This window comes from Streptomyces chrestomyceticus JCM 4735 (assembly GCF_003865135.1).
In the GTDB taxonomy this organism is placed as follows: domain Bacteria; phylum Actinomycetota; class Actinomycetes; order Streptomycetales; family Streptomycetaceae; genus Streptomyces; species Streptomyces chrestomyceticus.
On sequence record NZ_BHZC01000001.1, the window covers coordinates 859,030 to 878,205 of the forward strand.

Here is a 19,176-nt window from a genome sequence, read left to right on the forward strand (position 1 = left end):
GGTCGTGAGGTTGTCGGGAAGGCGGGGTGTCTCCGGCGGCCTACCGGTCGGGGCCGTCGTGCCACCCCGGCCGGTCCGTGCCGTCCAGGCACTCGGTGACCACCCGGCCGATCTCGGCCAGCGGCTCGGGGCGGCACATGGCGTGGTGGGTGCAGTCCACGGTGTACCGGCGTACGCGTCCGGTGACGAAGGGCTCCCAGACGGCCGCAGTGGGCGCTCCGTCCGGGCGGCCGGCGGTCGCGGTGAAGTGCAGGAGGTCGCCGTCGAACCGGCCGGGCGCGTGCGCCGACGCGAGTTCCGCGCTGTTGACGAAGACGTCCGCCAGGGCCCCCACGCGGCGTTCCTCGATGTCCGCCAGAGGCCCGCCGCCGCGGCGCAGGATCTCCATGACGTCCTCGATACGCAGTTGTTCGGCGTCGGGGACGTCCTCGCCCGCGAAGTCGAGCAGCGTCGCCAGGACGCCCCGCTCCTCCACGGGCGGGACCGCGGCCTCGGGGTCGCGGGGGTAGGAGTCGAGCAGGGCGAGGAAGGCGACCTCCTCGCCCTCGGCCTGGAGGCGGACGGCGATCGCGTGGGCGGCGAGGCCGCCGAAGGACCAGCCCAGCAGGTGGTAGGGGCCGGTGGGCCGGACCGAGCGGAGCTGCCGTACGTAGTCGGTGACCAGCTCGTCCATCGAGGTCGGGTACGTCTCGGGGCGGGCCAGGCCGCGGGCCTGCAGTCCGTACACGGGCCGGTCGGGGCCCAGGTGCCGCAGCAGTCCGGTGTAGGCCCAGCTCAGGCCGCCCGCGGGGTGGACGCAGAACAGTGGCGGCAGCCCGCCGGAGCCGCGCAGCGGGAGCAGTACGTCGAAGGCGTCGCCCCGGACGCCGAGGCGCAGCCGGTCCATCAGACGGCTGACCGTGGGCGCCGCGAACAGGTCGCTGACCGACAGCTCCACGCCCGCCGCCTCCCGGATGCGGCGGACCAGCCGGATGGCCGCCAGCGAGTCCCCGCCGAGGTCGAAGAAGTCGTCGTCGATCCCGGTTCCGGTCAGGCCGAGGACTTCGGCGAACAGGCCGCAGAGCACCTCCTCCTCCGGGGTGCGGGCGGGCCGCTTGGCGGTGACGGAGAGCGGGCCGCCCGGCTCCGGGAGGGCGCGCCGGTCGAGCTTGCCGCTGGAGGTCAGGGGCAGGGCCGCCAGGATCACCACGGCGGCCGGCACCATGAACTCCGGCAGGTGCCGCGCGGCGTGGCGCCGCAGGTCGGCGGGGTGCGGTCCGGTTTCCGGCGCGGGGACCACGTACGCCACCAGCCGCTGCTCACCGGGACGGTCCTCGCGGACGACGACGGCCGCCGCGGCGACGTCCTCGTGCCGGGCCAGGACGGCCTCGACCTCGCCGAGTTCGATCCGGAAGCCGCGCAGTTTGACCTGGTCGTCGGCCCGTCCGGCGAACTCCAGTACCCCGTCCGCGGTCCACCGCGCGAGGTCACCGGTGCGGTACATCCGCTCCCCCGGCGCGCCGAACGGGCACGCGATGAACCGTTCCGCCGTCAGCCCCGGCCGCGCCAGGTAACCACGGGCAAGCTGCGCACCTGCCAGGTACAACTCCCCCGTCGCACCCGGCGGCACCGGCCCCAGCGTCGCATCCAGCACGTACGCCCGGGTGTTGCGGACGGGCCGGCCGATGGGCACCGGACGGGCCGCAGTGGTGTCCGGTGCGGCGGCCGAGGACTGACCGCAGGACCAGGTCGTGGCGTGGATGGTGGTTTCCGTCGGCCCGTACAGATGGTTCACGGTCGCGCCGAGAAGGTGGGTGGCACGGTCCCGCAGCTCGGCGGTCAGCGGTTCGCCGCCTGTCTGGACGCGCCGCAGGCTCGTGCAGCGGGCGGTGCCGGGTTCGTCCAGGAAGGCGCGCAGCATCGACGGTACGAAGTGCACCGTGGTCACGGCGTGTTCGCGGATCAGGGCGGCCAGGTACGCCGGGTCCCGGTGTCCGTCCGGGGCGGCCACCACGATGCGTGCGCCGGTGGACAGCGGCCAGAACAGCTCCCACACGGACGCGTCGAAGGCGGCCGGCGCCTTGCACAGGCAGATGTCGGAGGGTTCGAGGACGAACTCCGCCTGGATGCCGAGGAGTCGGTTGACGACTGCCGCGTGCGGGACGACGACGCCCTTGGGGGCGCCGGTGGAGCCCGAGGTGTAGAGCACGTAGGCCGGGTGCGACGGGGAGAGCGGTACGGGACGCGCGGTACCCGCCGTCTCCGGCCGGGGGTTCCGCACGCCGTCCGCAGCGTCCAGGACGTACACGGGACGCGCCTCGTCGAGCAGGAGGCGGACGCGTTCGGCCGGAAGGGCGGGGTCGACGGGCAGGTAGGCCGCGCCGCTCTTGAGCACCGCCAGCAGCGCCACCACCAGCTCCACCGAACGCGGCAGCACCACGGCCACCACCCGCTCCGGCCCCGCCCCCCGACCGCTCAGAGCCCGCGCCAACCGCTCCGCCCACGCGTCGAGTTCCGCGTACGACAGAGTGTCCCCCTCACCGACCACGGCCACCGCGTCCGGCGTACGGGCCACCTGCGCCGCGAACAGCTCCGGCAGCGTGACCGGAGGCAGCGGCCGCTCGGTGGCGTTCCACCCCGTCAGCACCCGCTCCCGCTCGGCCGGGGACAGGACGTCGAGCCGCCAGATCCGCCGGCCGGGGTCGACGGCGACAGCGTCGAGCAGCCGCCCGAAGCGGGCGGCCAGGCCCTCCACCGTGCTCCGGTCGAACAGGTCGGTGCTGTACTCGACACCGCCTTCGAGGCCGCCGGGCCCGCCGTCCGGCCCCTTCCGCTCGGCCAGCCGGAACGTCAGGTCGAACTTGGCCGAGCGGGACCGGGTCTCCTCGGCCCGGACGCGCAGTCCGGGCAGCTCCACCGGCAGGTCCGCGGCGTGGTGGAGGGAGAGCAGCACCTGGAACAGCGGGTGCCGGGCCGCCGAGCGGGGCGGGTTGAGGACCTCCACCAGGTGCTCGAAGGGCACGTCCTGATGGCTGTACGCGGCCAGGCCGGTCCGGCGGACCCGGTCGAGGAGGTCCGTGAAGGCCGGGTCGCCCCCGGTGTCGGTGCGCAGCACCAGGGTGTTGACGAAGCACCCGACGAGATCGTCCAGGCCCTCGTCGGTACGCCCCGCGACCGGCGTGCCGATCGGGATGTCGGTGCCCGCGCCCTCGCGCGTCAGGAGTGCCGCGAGGGCCGCCTGGACGACCATGAACAGGCTCGCGCCGTGCGCCCGCGCCAGCCCGGCGAGCCGGGCGTGGGTGGCGGGGCCGACGTGCAGCGGCACCGTCCCGCCACGGTGGTCGGACACCTCCGGCCGGGGCCGGTCGTGCCGCAGTTCCAGTTCGGCGGGCAGTCCGTCGAGCGCCGTCCGCCAGTACGCCACCTGGCGGGAGAGCGCGCTGTCCGGGTCGCTCTCCTCGCCGAGGAAGCCGCGCTGCCACAGGGTGTAGTCGGCGTACTGGACCGGCAGCGGTGCCCAGGCCGGGGCCTCGCCCGTACGGCGGGCCGCGTAGGCGGCGGACAGGTCGCGGGCGAGCGGGAGGTTGGACCAGGCGTCGCCCGCGATGTGGTGCAGTACGAGCAGCAGGACGTGGTCGTCGGGGCCGAGCGCGAACAGTGCGGCGTGCAGGGGCGGTTCGCGGGTGAGGTCGAAGGGGCGCGCGTACGCGTCCGCCAGGGCTGCCGCGAGGGCGTCCTCGGCGACCGTCCGCACGGGCAGCGGCGCGGGGGCTCCGGCGGGCTCCAGTACGTGCTGGCGCGGGGTGCCCCCGGTGTCCGGGTACACGGTGCGCAGTACCTCGTGCCGGGCCACCACGTCGTTCAGGGCGGCGCGCAGGGCCGCGACGTCGAGCCCGCCGGTCAGGCGCAGCGCGAACGGCATGTGGTAGGTCGGCGCGGGGCCTTCCATCTGGTGCAGGAACCACAGGCGCCGCTGGGCGAAGGACAGCGGCAGTGCGGCCGGGCGTTCGGCGGGCCGCAGCGGCGGCCGTCGCCGGGCGTCCTCGCGCGGGGTGCCGAGCCGGGCCGCGAGCCCGGCGACGGTCGGTGCCTCGAAGACGTCCCGTACGGCGAGTTCCGCGCCGAGGGCCGCACGGACGCGCGAGACCAGCCGGGTCGCGAGCAGGGAGTGGCCGCCGAGGGTGAAGAAGCCGTCGTCGACGCCGATCCGGTCCACGCCGAGGACCTCGGCGAACAGCCCGCACAGGATGTCCTCGACCGGATCGCGCGGCTCCCGGCCGCCGGTGGTGCGCGCGCCGGGGGCGGGCAGGGCGCGGCGGTCCAGTTTGCCGCTGGGGGTCATCGGCAGGGCGTCGAGCACGACGATCTGCGCGGGCACCATGAACTCGGGCAGCGTCCCGGCGCAGAACTCGCGCAGTTCCTCCGTGTGCGCCCGGGCGCCGGGCGCGGGCACCACGTAGGCGGTCAGGCGCTGGTCGCCGGGCCGGTCCTCGCGTACGGCGGCGGCCGCCTGCGCGACGGTGGCGTGGCGGGCCAGCACCGTCTCGATCTCGCCGGGTTCGACCCGGTAGCCGCGCAGCTTGACCTGGTCGTCGGTCCGCCCGGCGAAGTCCAGCCGGCCGTCGGCCGTCCAGCGGGCGAGGTCTCCGGTGCGGTACATCCGCGTCCCCGGCGTGCCGAACGGGTCGGCGACGAAGCGTGCGGCGGTCAGGCCGGGCCGGGCCAGGTAGCCGCGGGCGAGCTGGATGCCGGCCAGGTAGACCTCGCCCACCACGCCGGGCGGTACGGGGCGCAGCCGTGCGTCCAGCACATAGGCCCGGGTGTTGGCGACCGGTCGGCCGATCACGGGCCGGGCGCTGTCGCGTACGAGGGCGCCGACGACGTCCACCGTGCACTCGCTCGGCCCGTAGTAGTTGTGCACCTCGGTCTCCGGGTGGGCCCGCAGCGCCTCCCAGAGCGCCGCGTCGACGGCCTCCGCGCCGAGGAGGATCACCGCCGGGCGGTGTCCGGGGCCGTCCAGCAGCCCGAGCGCGGTCAGTTCCCGCATCAGTGAGGGGGTGATGCCGAGGTAGTCGACGCTCCGCTCGCGTACGTAGGCCAGCAGCGCGGTGGCGTCGCGGCGGGTGTCCTCGTCCACGACGTGCAGTTCGTGGCCGGCGACGAGGCCCGCCAGTTGCCCCATGGAGGCGTCGAACGACACCGACGCCGTGTGGGCCACGCGCAGCCGCCGTCCGGCCGACGCGGCCACGGCGTCGGCCGCCGGGGCGAACACCCGGTCGCGATGGTCGGCGTACAGGTTCGCCAGGCCCAGGTGGGAGACGACGACGCCCTTGGGCACGCCCGTGGAGCCGGAGGTGTAGACGATGTACGCGGCGTGGTCGCCGTGCAGGGGCGGGGTACGGAGGGCAGCACCGGTTTCGGACGGGGCGTCGTCGTCCAGCAGCACCAGGGACGCCGCCCGATCCTCCCCGAGGCGCCCGGCCAGCTCCCGTTCGGTCAGCACCAGGGGTACGGCCGCGTCGGCCAGCATGAACGCCAGCCGCTCCGCCGGGTAGCCGGGGTCCAGCGGTACGCACACCCCGCCGGCCTTCCAGATGGCCAGCACGGCGGCGATCATGTCCGCCGACCGGCGCACGCACAGCCCCACCAGGACGTCGGGCCCGGCGCCCCGGGCGGCCAGGCGCCGCGCGAGGCGGTCCGCGCGGGCGTCCAGTTCGGCAAAGGTCCAGGACACCTCGCCACAGACCAGGGCCACCGCGTCCGGGGCCGTCGCCACCCGGGCCGCGAACGCCTGCGGCATCAGCTCGGCCGGCGGCTCGCCGGCCGTACCGCTCCACTCCCCCAGCACCCGGGCCCGTTCGGCCGGGGCCAGGATCTCCAGCTCGCCGAGGCGCCGGCCGGGCTCCGCGATCAGGTTCTCCAGGACCCGGACCACCCGCGCCATGATCGCCTCGGCGGCGTCCCGGTCGAACAGGCCGGTCTGGTGGTCCAGCCGCAGCCGCAGCGGCCGGCCGGGCATCACCATGAAGTTGAGCGGGTAGTGGGTCACGCCCTGGCTCCGGCTCGCCGTCACCCGTGGCCCCTTGCCGCGCGCGGTGTCGGCGAGTCCGCTCTCCCCGGCGGGCAGGTTCTCGAACACGGTCACCGTGTCGAACAGTTCGCCCGAGCCGAGCGTGCGCTGGATGCCGGAGAGCCCCACGTGCTGGCAGGCCAGCAGGTGTGTCTGTTCCTCCTGGAGCCTGGCCAGCATCCCGTTCAGCGGCTGCTCCGGGTCGAGGCGGACCCGTACCGGCAGGGTGTTGGCGAACAGGCCGATCATCCGCTCGACGCCGGGCACCTGGGGCGGGCGGCCGGAGACGGTGGTGCCGAAGACCACGTCGTCCTTGCCGGTCAGCCGGCCGAGGACGACGGCCCAGGCGCCCAGGAAGACCGTGCTCAGGGTCAGCCGTTCGCGGCGGGCGAGGGCGTCCAGCGCGTGGGCGAGGCCGTCCGGCAGGTCGCGCAGGACCTGGCCTGGCAGGGCCGGTTCCCGGGACGGGTCGGCGGGCGCTACACGGGTGGGCTCCTCGATGCCCTTGAGGACCCGGCGCCACACGTCCTCGGCGGCGGCCCGGTCCTGTCCGGCCAGCCAGGCGAGGTAGTCGCGGTAGCGGGCCACCGGCGGCATCCCGTCCTCCCGGCCGCCCCGGACGTACAGCTCGAACAGCTCCTCCAGCAGCAGTTGTACGGACCAGCCGTCGAGCACCAAGTGGTGCGCGGTGACGACGAAACGGTGCCGTTCCGTCCCGAGCCGCAGCAGCGTGAAGCGCAGCAGGGGCGGGCGGGCCGGGTCGAAGCGGCGGAGCCGGTCCTCGGCCGCGATGCGCTCCGCCTCCGCCTCCCGCTCCTCGGGGGCGGTCCCGGTGAGGTCGGCCTGCTGCCACGCCAGGGCGACCTCGTGCGGGACGATCTGCACCGGTTCGTCCAGGCCCTCGTGCCAGAAGCCGGCGCGCAGGGCGGCGTGGCGCCGCAGCAGCGTGCGCGCGGCCTCGCGCAGTGCCGTCGCGTCGAGGTCCCCGTCCAGGTCGTAGGCGCTCTGCAAGGTGTAGAGGTCGAGCGCTGCCGTGTCGTACAGCGCGTGGAACAGCAGCCCCTCCTGGAGTGGTGCCAGGGGGAGGATGTCCTCCAGTTCCGGCTGCGTCATTGTGATCGCCTCCATGCGGCTTCGAGCTGTTCGAGCTTGTCCTGGCTGAGCCGGACCAGCGGTACGTCGGACGGGGTGCGGCCACCGGCGTCGGGGCGGGCGGCCTGGGCGGCCAGCGTTTCGAGCGCGCGGGTCCAGGCGGTGGCCAGGTCGTTCAGGTCGCGGCCGGTCAGGGGCGCGTGGGCCCGGCGCCAGGTCGCGGCCAGCCGTGGCCCGCCGGGGCCGTCCACGGCGGTGATGTCCGCCTCGGCCCAGTAGCGCGCCGGTTCGCCGGCCGGGTCCGGGCCGGACGGGGCCTGCGGCAGCTCTCCGAGGTAGTGGAAGGCGAACCGGGGTGCGGGCAGGGCCGCCAGTCCGGGGGCGGTGCCGGGGTTGAGGTGGCGCAGCAGGCCGTGGCCCAGGCCGCCGTCCGGCAGCGACCGCAGCTCCTCCTTGACGCGTTTGAGAGCCGTCGCGGCGGCGTGCCCGCCGTCCTCCCGCAGCGCTTCCCCGCCCGGGTCGCCCAGGTCCAGGCGGACGGGGTGGGTGGTCGTGCAGCGGCCCACGGTACGGCTCAGGTCGATGCCCTCGTCGAGCGGTACGCGGCCCGGGCGCCGTACGTCGGCGAGCACGGTGCCGTCGGCGGCGCCGCTGCGGCGCTGCCAGTCGGCGACCGCCAGCGCGAACGCGGTGAGCAGGACGTCCTCGGCGTCGGCGTGGAACGCCGCCGGTACGTCGGTGAGCACCTGCCCGGTGCGTTCGGCGGACAGGAGGGTCGTCAGCATGGCGTCCCCGGCTTCGTGCGCCGGGATGCCGTCCCGGTTCCCGGTCGCCCGCGTGTCCGGGGCATCGTCCGGGCTGCCGGGCCCGGCGAGCATGCCGGTCCACCGGGACAGTTCTCCGGTTCGCCGGGGGTCCCGTGCCTGGGTGCGCAGGTGCTGGGCCCAGCGCCGGAAGGACGTACCGACCGGGGCGAGTTGCGGCTGCCGTCCGTCAGCGGCTGCCTCGCAGGCGTCCGTGACGTCCCGCAGCAGGATGCGCCAGGTCTGCGGGTCGGTGACGAGACGGTGCAGGACGAGCAGCAGCAGGCCGGGGCTCCCGGGTGGGGCCTCGAAATGGACGGCTTGGAGCAGCACTCCGGACTCCGGCGCCAAACGGTCCGCGGCGCCCCGCTCTTCCTCGGCCACGGCAACGTCGTGCGGTGCGGTGCCGGTGCGGCGTACATGGTCCGCAGCCCGGACGGTGCCGGGCGGCAGGACTTCGAGCAGCCACCCCGGCCCGTCCGCCTCCTCGGACCCGCCGGAGGTCAGGCGTGCCCGCAGCATGTCGTGGTGATCCAGGACCGCTTGTAGGGCGGCCTCCAGCGCTTCGGCGCCGAGCCCGGCCGGGACGGGTACGGTCATCGCCTCGTACCCGGTGCCGGGGTCGGCGTCGCGCTCCCGCAGGGCGTGCAGGTCCGGTGTCAGCGGCACCACGCCGATACCCGCCTGCGGTGCCTCCGTGGCGGCGGGCGCCGCGTCCGAGGTTCCGGCGGCGACGGCCAGGGCCGCCACGGTCTTGTGCCGGAACACGTCCTGCGGGCCGATCGCCATACCGGCGGCCCGGGCCCGGCTGACCACCTGGATGGAGACGATGCTGTCGCCGCCGAGGTCGAAGAAGTCGTCGTCGGCGCCGACGGACGGAAGGCCGAGCACGTCCGCGAAGATGTCGCACAGCAGCCGTTCCCGGGCGGTCGCCGGAGGGCGGCCTGCCGTGGTCCCGGCCGTCGTCTCCGGCGCGGGCAGCGCCGTGCGGTCGGCCTTGCCGCTCGGGGTCAGCGGCAGGACGTCGAGCGGAACGACCACCGAGGGCACCAGGTACTCCGGCAGCCGCCGGCGCAGCCAGGCGCGTACCGAGGAGCCCAGGGCCGCCGACGGCGCGACGGCCGCCGCCGGGTCGTTGGTGAAGGAGGGCGGTGCGGGGCGGCCGTCCGCCGGCACGTACACCCCGGTGACCGGGGCGCTGCCGTACGGGGCGGTGTCGTCCGGTGCTGCGGCGTCCTGAGCGGCGAACAAGGCGTCGAAGCAGTCGTCACCGGCCGTGCCCGACCAGGTGACGGCCGTCCAGAACCCCAGCCGCTCCCCCGTCGCGCACAGCGTCTCGGGGTCCACGGTCACGGGGTGCCCGGCGGCTGCCTCGCCCGCCAGCCGCGCGTTGGGGATGCCGGTGAGGCGCAGCCGGTCCGGCCGCCGTTCCGTCAGCAGCGCGGCGATCTCCGCCGTCCCGCGCAGGCCCGGGTGCCAGGGCAGGGTGGGCGCGTCGGCGAACGGCCGGGCCGGTGCGGTCAGCGGGGCGCGGTGCAGGACGACGTCGTAGCGGTACCGGGACAGTTCGTTGTGGTACGTCCCGCGCTTGAGGCGGAGGTCGACGGCGCCGATCTCGGGGACGGTGGCGGGCAGGGCCGGGAAGAAGTCCGGGTCGACCAGCAGTTCCCGCTCGGGTGCGGTGGCACCGGTGGCCGCCCGCAGGCTCGGCAGCAGCCGCAGGTTGCGGAGGTCGCCGAGGAACAGGGCGCCGCCCGGTGTCAGCAGCCGCAGCGCGGCGCCGATCACGTCGGTCAGGTAGGCGGCGTCCGGGAAGTACTGGGCGACCGAGTTGAGGACGACGGTGTCGAAGAAACCTTCCGGCAGGCCGGTGAGGTCGTCCGCGGGCTGGGCGCGGAGCTCCACCCGGCCGGCGAGCGCGGGCCGTTCGGCGACCTGTGCCGTCAGCGACTCGATCACGGCCGCCGACAGGTCCGTACCCCAGTACGCCGCGCACTCCCCGGCGAGCCGCGACAGGAGCAGGCCGCGGCCGACGCCGATCTCCAGCACCCGCCGGGGCCGCAGCTCCCGGATGCGCGCGACGGTGGCGTCCCGCCACTGCCGCATCTCGTCGGCGGGCAGGGGTTCCCCGTCGTAGGTGCTGTTCCATCCGGTGAAGTCCTCGCCGAACGGGGCGGTCTGCGTCGTGCCGTACAGGGTGTCGTAGAGCTGCCGCCACTCGCCGAGGATCCGCTCCGGCGCGCCGTCGGCGGCCTGCGCGGCCTCGGCGGCGCCGGTGGCCTCCGTGGACTGCGGTCCGTCCGCCGCCGGGACCACGTACCCGAGCAGGCGGGTCCCGCCCCGGCCGTCCTCGCGGACCGTCGCGACGGCCTGCGCCACCTCGGGATGGGCGGCCATCGCGGCCTCCACCTCGCCGAGTTCGACCCGGTGGCCGCGGACCTTGACCTGGTCGTCGGTCCGCCCGGCGAACTCCAGCTCGCCTTCGGCGTTCCACCGCGCGAGGTCCCCGGTGCGGTACATCCGGGCGCCCGGCGCGCCGAACGGGTCGGCGGTGAACCGCTCGGCGGTCACGCCCGGCCGTCCCAGGTAACCCTGGGCCAGGCCCGCGCCCGCCAGGTACAGCTCGCCCGCCACGCCGGTGGGCACCGGGCGCAGCGCCGCGTCCAGCACGTACGCGCGGGTGTCGGTGACGGGCGTGCCGATGGGCGCGACGGTGCCGTCGCCGGTCAGCGGACGGCTCATCGTGCCGCAGACCGTGGACTCGGTCGGCCCGTAGGCGTTGACCATCCGGCGGCCGGGGGCGAAGACCGCCGCTGTCTGCGGCGGGCAGCTCTCTCCCGCGACCACCAGGCAGGTCACCGGTGCGAGCTGGTCGGGCGTCATGACGCCCAGCGCCACGGGCGGGACGGTCAGGTGGGTCACCTCGTGCTCGGCCAGTACGGCGGCGAGGTCGGGGCCAGGCAAGAGCCGTGCGGCCCGGGCCACCACCAGGGCCGCGCCGGTCAGCAGTGCCATGCACAGCTCCCAGAACGCCGCGTCGAAGCTCGGCGAGGCGAACTGGAGGACCCGGCTGCCCGGCCCGGCGCCGAAGGCGTCCGTCTGCGTCGCCGCCAGGGCGGCCGCGCCCGCGTGGGTGACGGCCACGCCCTTGGGCACGCCGGTCGAGCCGGAGGTGTAGATCACGTAGGCCGGGTGTGCGGGGTCGGGCCGTCCGGTCTGCTCGGCGCCGGGGTCGGTGTCCGGCTGCCCGGCCAGGAGTCCGTCGTCCTCGTCCAGGTCGAGCCGGGGCAGGCGGCCGGAGCCGGGTATCTCCTGGCCCGCGACGCCCGTCAGCAGCAGCGACGGACGGGCGTCGTCGAGCATGAAGGCCAGGCGTTCGGCCGGGTAGCCGGTGTCGAGGGGGAGGTAGGCCGCGCCCGCCTTGAGCGTCGCGAGGAGCGCCACGATCAGGCCGGCGCCGCGCGGGAATGCCAGGGCGACGACGTGCCCCGGGCCGATGCCGCGCGACAGCAGCAGGTGCGCCAGGCGGTTGGCCCGGACGTTCAGCTCCTGGTAGGTCAGCGTGCCGGACGCGGACAGCACCGCCGGGGCTCCGGGGTGCCGGGCCACCTGGCGTGCGAACAGCTCGGGCACGGTGGCGGGCGGTACCTGCGGACCATCGGCGCCCGCCGTACGGGCTGTACGGGCGTGCTCGGCGGGGGTGAGGACGTCGGCCTCGCCGATGGGCCGCGCCGGGTCGGCGGTGACCGCCTCCAGCAGCCGCGCCCACCGCTCCACCAACGTCTCGACCGTCCGCCGGTCGAACAGGTCGGTGCTGTACTCCAGCGTCCCGCGCACGCCCCCTGAAGAGCCGCGTTCGGTGACGCTGAAGAACAGGTCGAACCGGGAGGTCCCGGAGGCGGCCGGTTCGGGCGTCACCTCGACGCCGGGCAGCGCCAGTCCGGCCTCCGGGGTGTTCTGGAGCACCATCGCCACCTGGAACAGCGGGTGCCGGTTCGGGGAGCGGACCGGGTTGAGCGCCTCCACCAGGTGCTCGAAGGGCACGTCCTGGTGGGAGTAGGCGTTCAGGGCCGTCTCCCGTACGCGCCGCAGCAGTTCGCCGAACGACGGGTCGCCGGAGGTGTCGGTGCGCATCACGAGCGTGTTGACGAAGAGTCCGACCGCGTCGTCGAGCGCCTCGTCGTGGCGCCCGGCGACACCGCTGCCGATCGGCAGGTCGGTGCCCGCGCCGAGCCGGGTCAGCAGGGCGGCGAGGCCGGCGTGCAGCACCATGTGCAGGCTGGTCCCGGTGTCCCGGGCGAGGTCCGTCAGGCGGCGGTGCAGCTCGGGACTCAGGTCGAAGCCGAGCATCTCGCCGCGGTAGGTGGACACGGCGGGCCGGGGACGGTCCGTCGGGAGCGCGAGTTCCTGGGGCAGGTCCGCCAGGGTCTCGCTCCAGTAGGCGATCTGCCGGGCGAACGGGCTGTCCGGGTCGGACTCGTCGCCGAGCAGCGCGCGCTGCCACAGCGTGTAGTCGGCGTACTGGACGGGCAGTGGCGTCCACGACGGCGCCCGTCCCCGGGTCCGCGCGGCGTAGGCGGTGGCCAGGTCCCTCGCCAGGGGGGCCATCGACCAGCCGTCGCCTGCGATGTGGTGCACCACCAGCACCAGCAGGTGCTCCCGCTCGCCCAGGTCGAACAGTTCGGCCCGTAGCGGCAGGTCGGCCGCGAGGTCGAAGGGGTAGCGCGCCGCCGCCTGGACGGCCTCGCGCAGCCCGGTCTCGTCGGTGTGCCGTACGAGCAGTTCGGGGCGCGCGCCGTCCGCGTCGAGGACGAGCTGGCGGGGCACTCCGTCCGTCACCGGGAAGACGGTGCGCAGGCTTTCGTGCCGGGCCGCCACGTCGGCCAGCGCTGCGCGCAGTGCTGTACGGTCCACGGCGCCGCGCATGCGCAGGGCGATCGGCATGTTGTAGGTGGCGTTCGGGCCTTCCAGCCGGTGCAGGAACCACAGCCGCTGCTGGGCGTACGACAGTGGCAGGGTCTCGGGCCGGGGCATCGGCCGCAGTGCGGGCCGTGTCGCGTCCCGGCTCTCCTCGTCGTCCAGCCGCGCGGCCAGTCCGGCGACCGTGGGGGTCTCGAACAGGGCGCGGACGGGCAGTTCGACGCCGAGGGCGGTACGGATACGGCTGATGAGCCGGGTCGCCAGCAGCGAGTGTCCGCCGAGGTGGAAGAAGTTGTCGTCGACACCGGCCGCCGCCAGGCCCAGTACCTGCGCGAACAGGTCGCACAGCACCCGCTCGCGCGGGGTCGAGGGCCCGCGCGAACCCTCGACGGACCCGAGGTAGGGGGCGGGCAGCGCCGCCCGGTCGAGCTTTCCGTTGCCGGTCAGCGGGAGGTCGGTGAGGACCAGGACGGCGGCGGGGACCATGTACGCGGGCAGTTCCGCGCGCAGCGACGCGGTGAGCGAGGCGACCAGTTCGCCGCGCTGCCGGGAGGCCGCCGGGTCGTTGGCGAGCGGGTGCGACGGCTCGGCCGCCGGGCGGTGGACGCCACTGAGGGCAGTCAGCGCCGGGTCGGTGAAGAGCACGTCGAGGAGTTCGGCGTCATCGCCGGAGCGGGTGACGGCGACCTGGTACCCGGCGCGTTCGCCCAGCTCGTGGAAGGCGTCCGGGCCGAGGTCCGGCGCGGTCGGCTGCTCGGCGGGGCCGAGGAGGGCGAGGACGTCGGCCGGCGGCCGCCCCTCGTCCAGCCCGCGCGCGGCACCGGCCTCACTCGCCAGCCGTTCGTCGGGCACCCCGGTCACCCGCAGCGCGGGCACGCGCTCCGTGGTGAGGTACCGGGCGAGGTTGTCAGGACCGGTCACGTCGTGGCCCCAGCGCAGTTCCGGTGCGGCCGTCAGATCCGTCGGATCGGTGGCGGACCGCTTGTGCAGGACGACGTCGTACCGGTAGCGGTTCAGCTCGTTGACGTACGCGCCGCGCTTGACCCGCAGGTCGACGCCCGCGATGGCCGGGTTCCGCGCCGCCAGCGCGGTGAAGAACGCGGGGTCGAGCAGGAGTTCCTTCTCCAGCAGGACGGCCTGTTCCACGGCGCGGCGTACGGCGGCGGGGTCGGCGGACGGCGTGGCGCGGCGCAGTTGCACCGCCGTGTGCAGGCAGCGCAGCAGCCGCAGGTCGCGCACGTCACCGAGGAAGACAGCACCTCCGGGTGCGAGCAGGCCCAGCGCCGTACCGAGCACGTCGGTGAGGTAGCCGGCGTCCGGGAAGTACTGGGCGACCGAGTTGATCACGACGGTGTCGAAGGAGCCGGCCGGCAGGCCGTGCGCGTCGGCGGCGGCCTGTACGCGCAGTTCCACCCGCCCGGCCAGGTCCGGCCGTCCGGCCACCTGGGTCCGCAGCCGGTCGACGGCGTCGGCGGCGATGTCGGTGCCCCAGTAGGTCTCGCAGTCCGGGGCGAGCCGGGAGAGCAGCAGACCGCTGCCCACGCCGATCTCCAGCACCCGGCGCGGGCGCAGTTCGCGGATGCGGTCGACGGTGGCCTCCCGCCACCGGCGCATCTGCTCGACCGGCAGGAGGCGCCCGTCGTAACTGCTGGTCCAGCCCCTGAAGTCGGCGCCGAACGGCGCGGGCTGCGCGTCCTGGTGGCCGGCGCCCCCGTACAGGGAGTCGTAGACCTCCTGCCACTCGTCGAGCTGGGCCCGCGCGGCCGCGTCGCCGCTCCGTTCGCCGTCCGACGGGACGACGTAGGCCACCAACTGTGTGCCGGACGTCCGGTCCTCCCGTGCGACGACGGCGGCCCGGGCGACGGCCGGGTGGCGCAGCAGCACGGTCTCGATCTCGCCCGGCTCGATGCGGTGGCCCCGCACCTTGACCTGCTCGTCGGCGCGGCCGGCGAAGTGCAGTTCGCCCTCGGCGGACCACCGGGCCAGGTCGCCGGTGCGGTACATCCTCCCCCAGCCTTCGGCCGGGGGGACCCCCATGCCCGGCGCGCCGAACGGGTCGGCCGTGAACCGCTCGGCGGTCAGTCCGGGCCGGTTCAGGTAGCCGCGTGCGAGCTGCGCGCCCGCCAGGTACAGCTCGCCCGTCACGCCGGGCGGTACCGGCCGCAGCCGCTCGTCCAGCACGTACGCCCGGGTGCCGGGCACCGGCCGACCGATCGGCAGCGGGCCGTCCCCGGCCGTGGCGCCCGGCGGCATCCGCAGGACGATGCAGCCCACGGTGGCCTCGGTCGGCCCGTACTCGTTGACCACGGCGGCCTGCGGCTGCGCCCGCCGCCAGGGCGCGAGCTGTTCGCCGGTGAGCTGTTCGCCGCCCGCGACGAGGTCCGCGACCGCCGTCTCAGGGCCGGGCGGGGTGGCGCCGAGCAGCGCGAGGTGGCTGGGCGTCACCTTGAGGAAGGTGTACGGGCCCGGGGCCGGCGCGTCGGCGGAGAGTTCCGCGATCCGTACCCGGCCGCCCGCAGTGAGCGGCGCGTACAGCGCGGTGACGGTGAGGTCGAAGGAGACGGGCGAGTGCAGCAGGGTGGTGCCCGCGGTGCCGGGGTACGCCTCGCGGGCGAACGCCAGGTAGGCGGCGAGCGCGCGGTGTTCGACGAGCACGCCCTTGGGGGTGCCGGTGGAGCCGGAGGTGTGGATGACGTACGCGGCGTGCTCCGGGCGCAGCGGCGCGGTGCGCTCGGTGTCCGTCACGTCGTGTTCCGGCTGGTCCCCGGCTTCCCGCCGGTCCTCGTCGCTGTCGGGCGTGAGCCAGCGGGTGTCCGTCTCCGGCAGGTCCCCGACCAGGGCCGAGCCGGTGATCCCGTACGCGGCACGGGCGTCGCCGAGCAGGAAGCGCAGCCGTTCGGCCGGGTGCGCCGGGTCGAGGGGCAGGTAGGCGGCCCCGGTCTTGAGGACGGCCAGCAGCGCCACCACCAGCTCGGCCGAGCGCGGCAGGGCGACCGCGACAAGCTGCTCCGGGCCGATGCCGCGCCCGATGAGCAGCCGCGCCAGTTGGTTGGCCCGCGCGTTCAGTGCGGCGTAGGTGAGGTCCGTGGCGCCGTCGGTGACGGCCACCGCGTCCGGCGTGCGCCGCGTCTGCTCCTCGAACGCGTCGGGCAGCGTCACCGGCGGCGTGCTGAGGGCGGCGCCGTTCCATGTCTCCAGCAGCCGCTCGCGCTCGGCGGCGTCGGTGAGGTCGACGGTGCCGATCGGCCGGTCCGGAGCCTCCGCCACGGCGCGCAGCAGCCGGACGAAGCGTGCCGTGAGGGCTTCGGCGGTGCCGTGGTCGAAGAGGTCCGCGCTGTACTCCAGCACTCCGTCGACCCGGTCGGGAGCGCCGTCCTCGGTGTAGTGGTCGGTGAGGCTGAACAGCAGGTCGAACTTGGCCGCGGCCAGCTCGGCGACGTCGGGCGTCACCCGCAGGCCGGACATGGCGAACTCGGGCGTGGCGTTGTTCTGGAGCGTCAGCATCACCTGGAAGAGCGGGTGCCGGGCCGCCGAGCGGGCCGGGTTGAGCAGTTCCACGAGGTGGTCGAAGGGCACGTCCTGGTGGGCATAGGCGGCCAGGTCGGTCTCGCGGGCCCGGTCCAGCAGGGTGCTGAAGGCCGGGTCGCCGGAGGTGTCCAGGCGCAGCACGAGGGTGTTGACGAAGAAGCCGACGAGGTCGTCCAGGGCCGCGTCCGTACGGCCGGCGACGGCGGAGCCGAGGGGGATGTCGGTGCCCGCGCCGAGCCGGGTCAGCAGGGCGGCGAGACCGGCCTGTACGACCATGAACAGGGTCGCGCCGTGCTCGCGGGCCAGCCCGGCGAGCCGGGTGTGCAGCTCCGCGTCCAGCGCGAAGACCACCCGTCCGCCCCGGTGGGCGGAGACCGCCGGGCGGGGGCGGTCGGCGGGGAGCGTCAGCTCCTCGGGCAGGCCCGCCAGCGCCTCGGTCCAGTGGGCGACCTGGGCGGAGATCAGGCTGTCGGGGTCGTGCTCACTGCCGAGCAGGTCGTGCTGCCACAGCGCGTAGTCGGCGTACTGGACCGGCAGCGGCGCCCACGCCGGGGCGTGGCCCGCGCACCGGGCCGTGTAGGCGGTCGACAGGTCCCGGGCGAACGGGACGTTCGACCAGCCGTCCCCCGCGATGTGGTGGAGGACCAGGAGCAGGACGTGATCGTCGGTGCCGACGGCGAACAGGTCGGCCCGCAGGGGCGGTTCTGCGGTCAGCTCGAAGCGGTACCCGGCCGCCTCGGCCAGCGCCCCGGTGAGCCCGGCCTCGTCGGTGCGGTGGGTGCGCAGCTCCACGGCGGCCTCGTCCGGGCCGAGTACGACCTGGCCGGGAGCGCCCTTGACCTCGGGGAAGACGGTGCGCAGGGTCTCGTGCCGGGCGACCACGTCGTCCAGGGCGGCGCGCAGGGCGGCGGTGTCCAGCGGGCCGGACAGCCGCAGCGCGAACGGCATGTTGTACGTCGGGCTGGGGCCCTCCAGCCGGTGCAGGAACCACAGCCGGCGCTGGGCGAAGGACAGCGGTACGGCGTCCGGGCGGTGCGCGGCGGGCCGGAGGGCGGGCCGTCGGCTGCCTCCGGTGCCGATGCGGGCGGCCAGGCCGGCCACCGTGGGCGCCTCGAACACGTCCCGTACGGACAGTTCCGCGCCGAGGGCGGCCCGGACCCGGGAGACGAGCCGGGTGGCGAGCAGCGAGTGTCCGCCCAGGTCGAAGAAGCCGTCGTCGATGCCGGGCAGGGGACGGCCGAGCACGTCGGCGAAGATGCCGCACAGGATCTCTTCGTGGAGGGTGCGCGGAGCACGTCCGGGGGCCTGGGCGGTGGTGTCCGGGGCGGGCAGGGCGCGGCGGTCCAGCTTTCCGTTCGGCGTCAGCGGCAGTACGTCGAGGACGACGATCTCGGCCGGCACCATGGAGGCGGGCAGCGTGCGGGCGACGGACTCGCGCAGCTCCCTCGGTTCCGGTACGGCTCCCGGCGCGGAGGTCACGTACGCCACCAGCCGCTGGTCACCGGGCCGGTCCTCGTGGAGGACGACGACGGCCTGAGCGACGTCACCGTGCCGGGACAGGGCGATCTCGATCTCGCCGAGTTCGATCCGGAAGCCGCGCAGCTTGACCTGGTCGTCGGCGCGCCCGGCGTACTCCAGCACTCCGTCCGTGGTCCACCGAGCGAGGTCACCGGTGCGGTACATCCTCCCCCAGCCCTCGGCCGGGGGGACCCCCATGCCCGGCGCGAACGGGCAGGCGATGAACCGTTCCGCCGTCAGCCCCGGCCGCGCCAGATAACCACGGGCAAGCTGCACACCGGCCAGGTACAGCTCCCCGGTCACGCCCGGCGGGACGGGCCGCAGGGCGGCGTCCAGCACGTACGCCCGGGTGTTGTGGACCGGGCGGCCGATCGGCACCGGGCCCGGCCGGTCCGCGCAGGCCCAGGAGGTGACGTCGACGGACGCCTCGGTCGGCCCGTAGAGGTTGTGCAGCTTCGAGCCGCCCAAGATGTCCCGGCCGTGTGCGGCCAGTTGTGCGGGCAGCGCCTCGCCGCTGCACAGCACCCGCCGCAGGCTCGTGCACCGCGCGGCGGCGGGCTCGTCCAGGAAGGCCCGCAGCATCGACGGCACGAAGTGCACGGTCGTCACGGCGTGTTCGCGGATCAGCGCGGCCAGGTACGCCGGGTCCCGGTGCCCGTCCGGCCGGGCGACGACCAGCCGGGCACCGGTGATCAGCGGCCAGAAGAACTCCCAGACGGACACGTCGAATCCGTACGGGGTCTTCTGCAGCACGGCGTCGGAGGCGTCCAGCCCATACTCGGCCTGCGCCCACAGCAGCCGGTTGACGACGCCCGCGTGCGGGACGACGACACCCTTGGGCGTGCCGGTGGAGCCCGAGGTGTAGAGCACGTAGGCCGGGTGCGACGGGGAGAGCGGTACGGGAGGCGCAATGATCGCCGTATCCGGCTGGGGGTTCCGTACGCCGTCCAGATCGTCCAGGACACACACCGGGCGCGCCTCGTCCAGCATCGCCCGGGTGCGCTCGGCAGGGTGACCGGGATCGACGGGCAGGTAGGCCGCGCCGCTCTTGAGCACCGCGAGCAGCGCCACCACCAGCTCCACGGAACGCGGCAGGGCCACGGCCACCACCCGCTCCGGCCCGCGCCCCGCTGGACGAGGGCCCGGGCCAGCCGGTCCGTCCACGCGTCCAGCTCCGCATACGACAGGGTGCCGCCCTCGCCGGCCACGGCCACCGCGTCCGGCGTACGGGCCACCTGCGCCGCGAACAGCTCCGGCAGCGTGACC

2 protein-coding genes are annotated in these 19,176 nt (G+C 75.2%); both read right to left on the minus strand.

What is annotated here, in order from left to right; genetic code table 11:
• Nucleotides 1-40: 40 nt before the first annotated feature.
• Nucleotides 41-7,162, minus strand: coding sequence for an amino acid adenylation domain-containing protein (locus tag EJG53_RS03670; protein ID WP_167515041.1), 7,122 nt, complete (start codon nt 7,160-7,162; stop codon nt 41-43).
• Entirely contained in the window at nt 7,159-19,011 is an 11,853-nt protein-coding gene (locus EJG53_RS03675; RefSeq protein WP_167515042.1) for a non-ribosomal peptide synthetase, read from the minus strand. Before EJG53_RS03675 ends, EJG53_RS03670 begins: the two co-directional genes overlap by 4 nt.
• Nucleotides 19,012-19,176 lie beyond the last annotated feature (165 nt).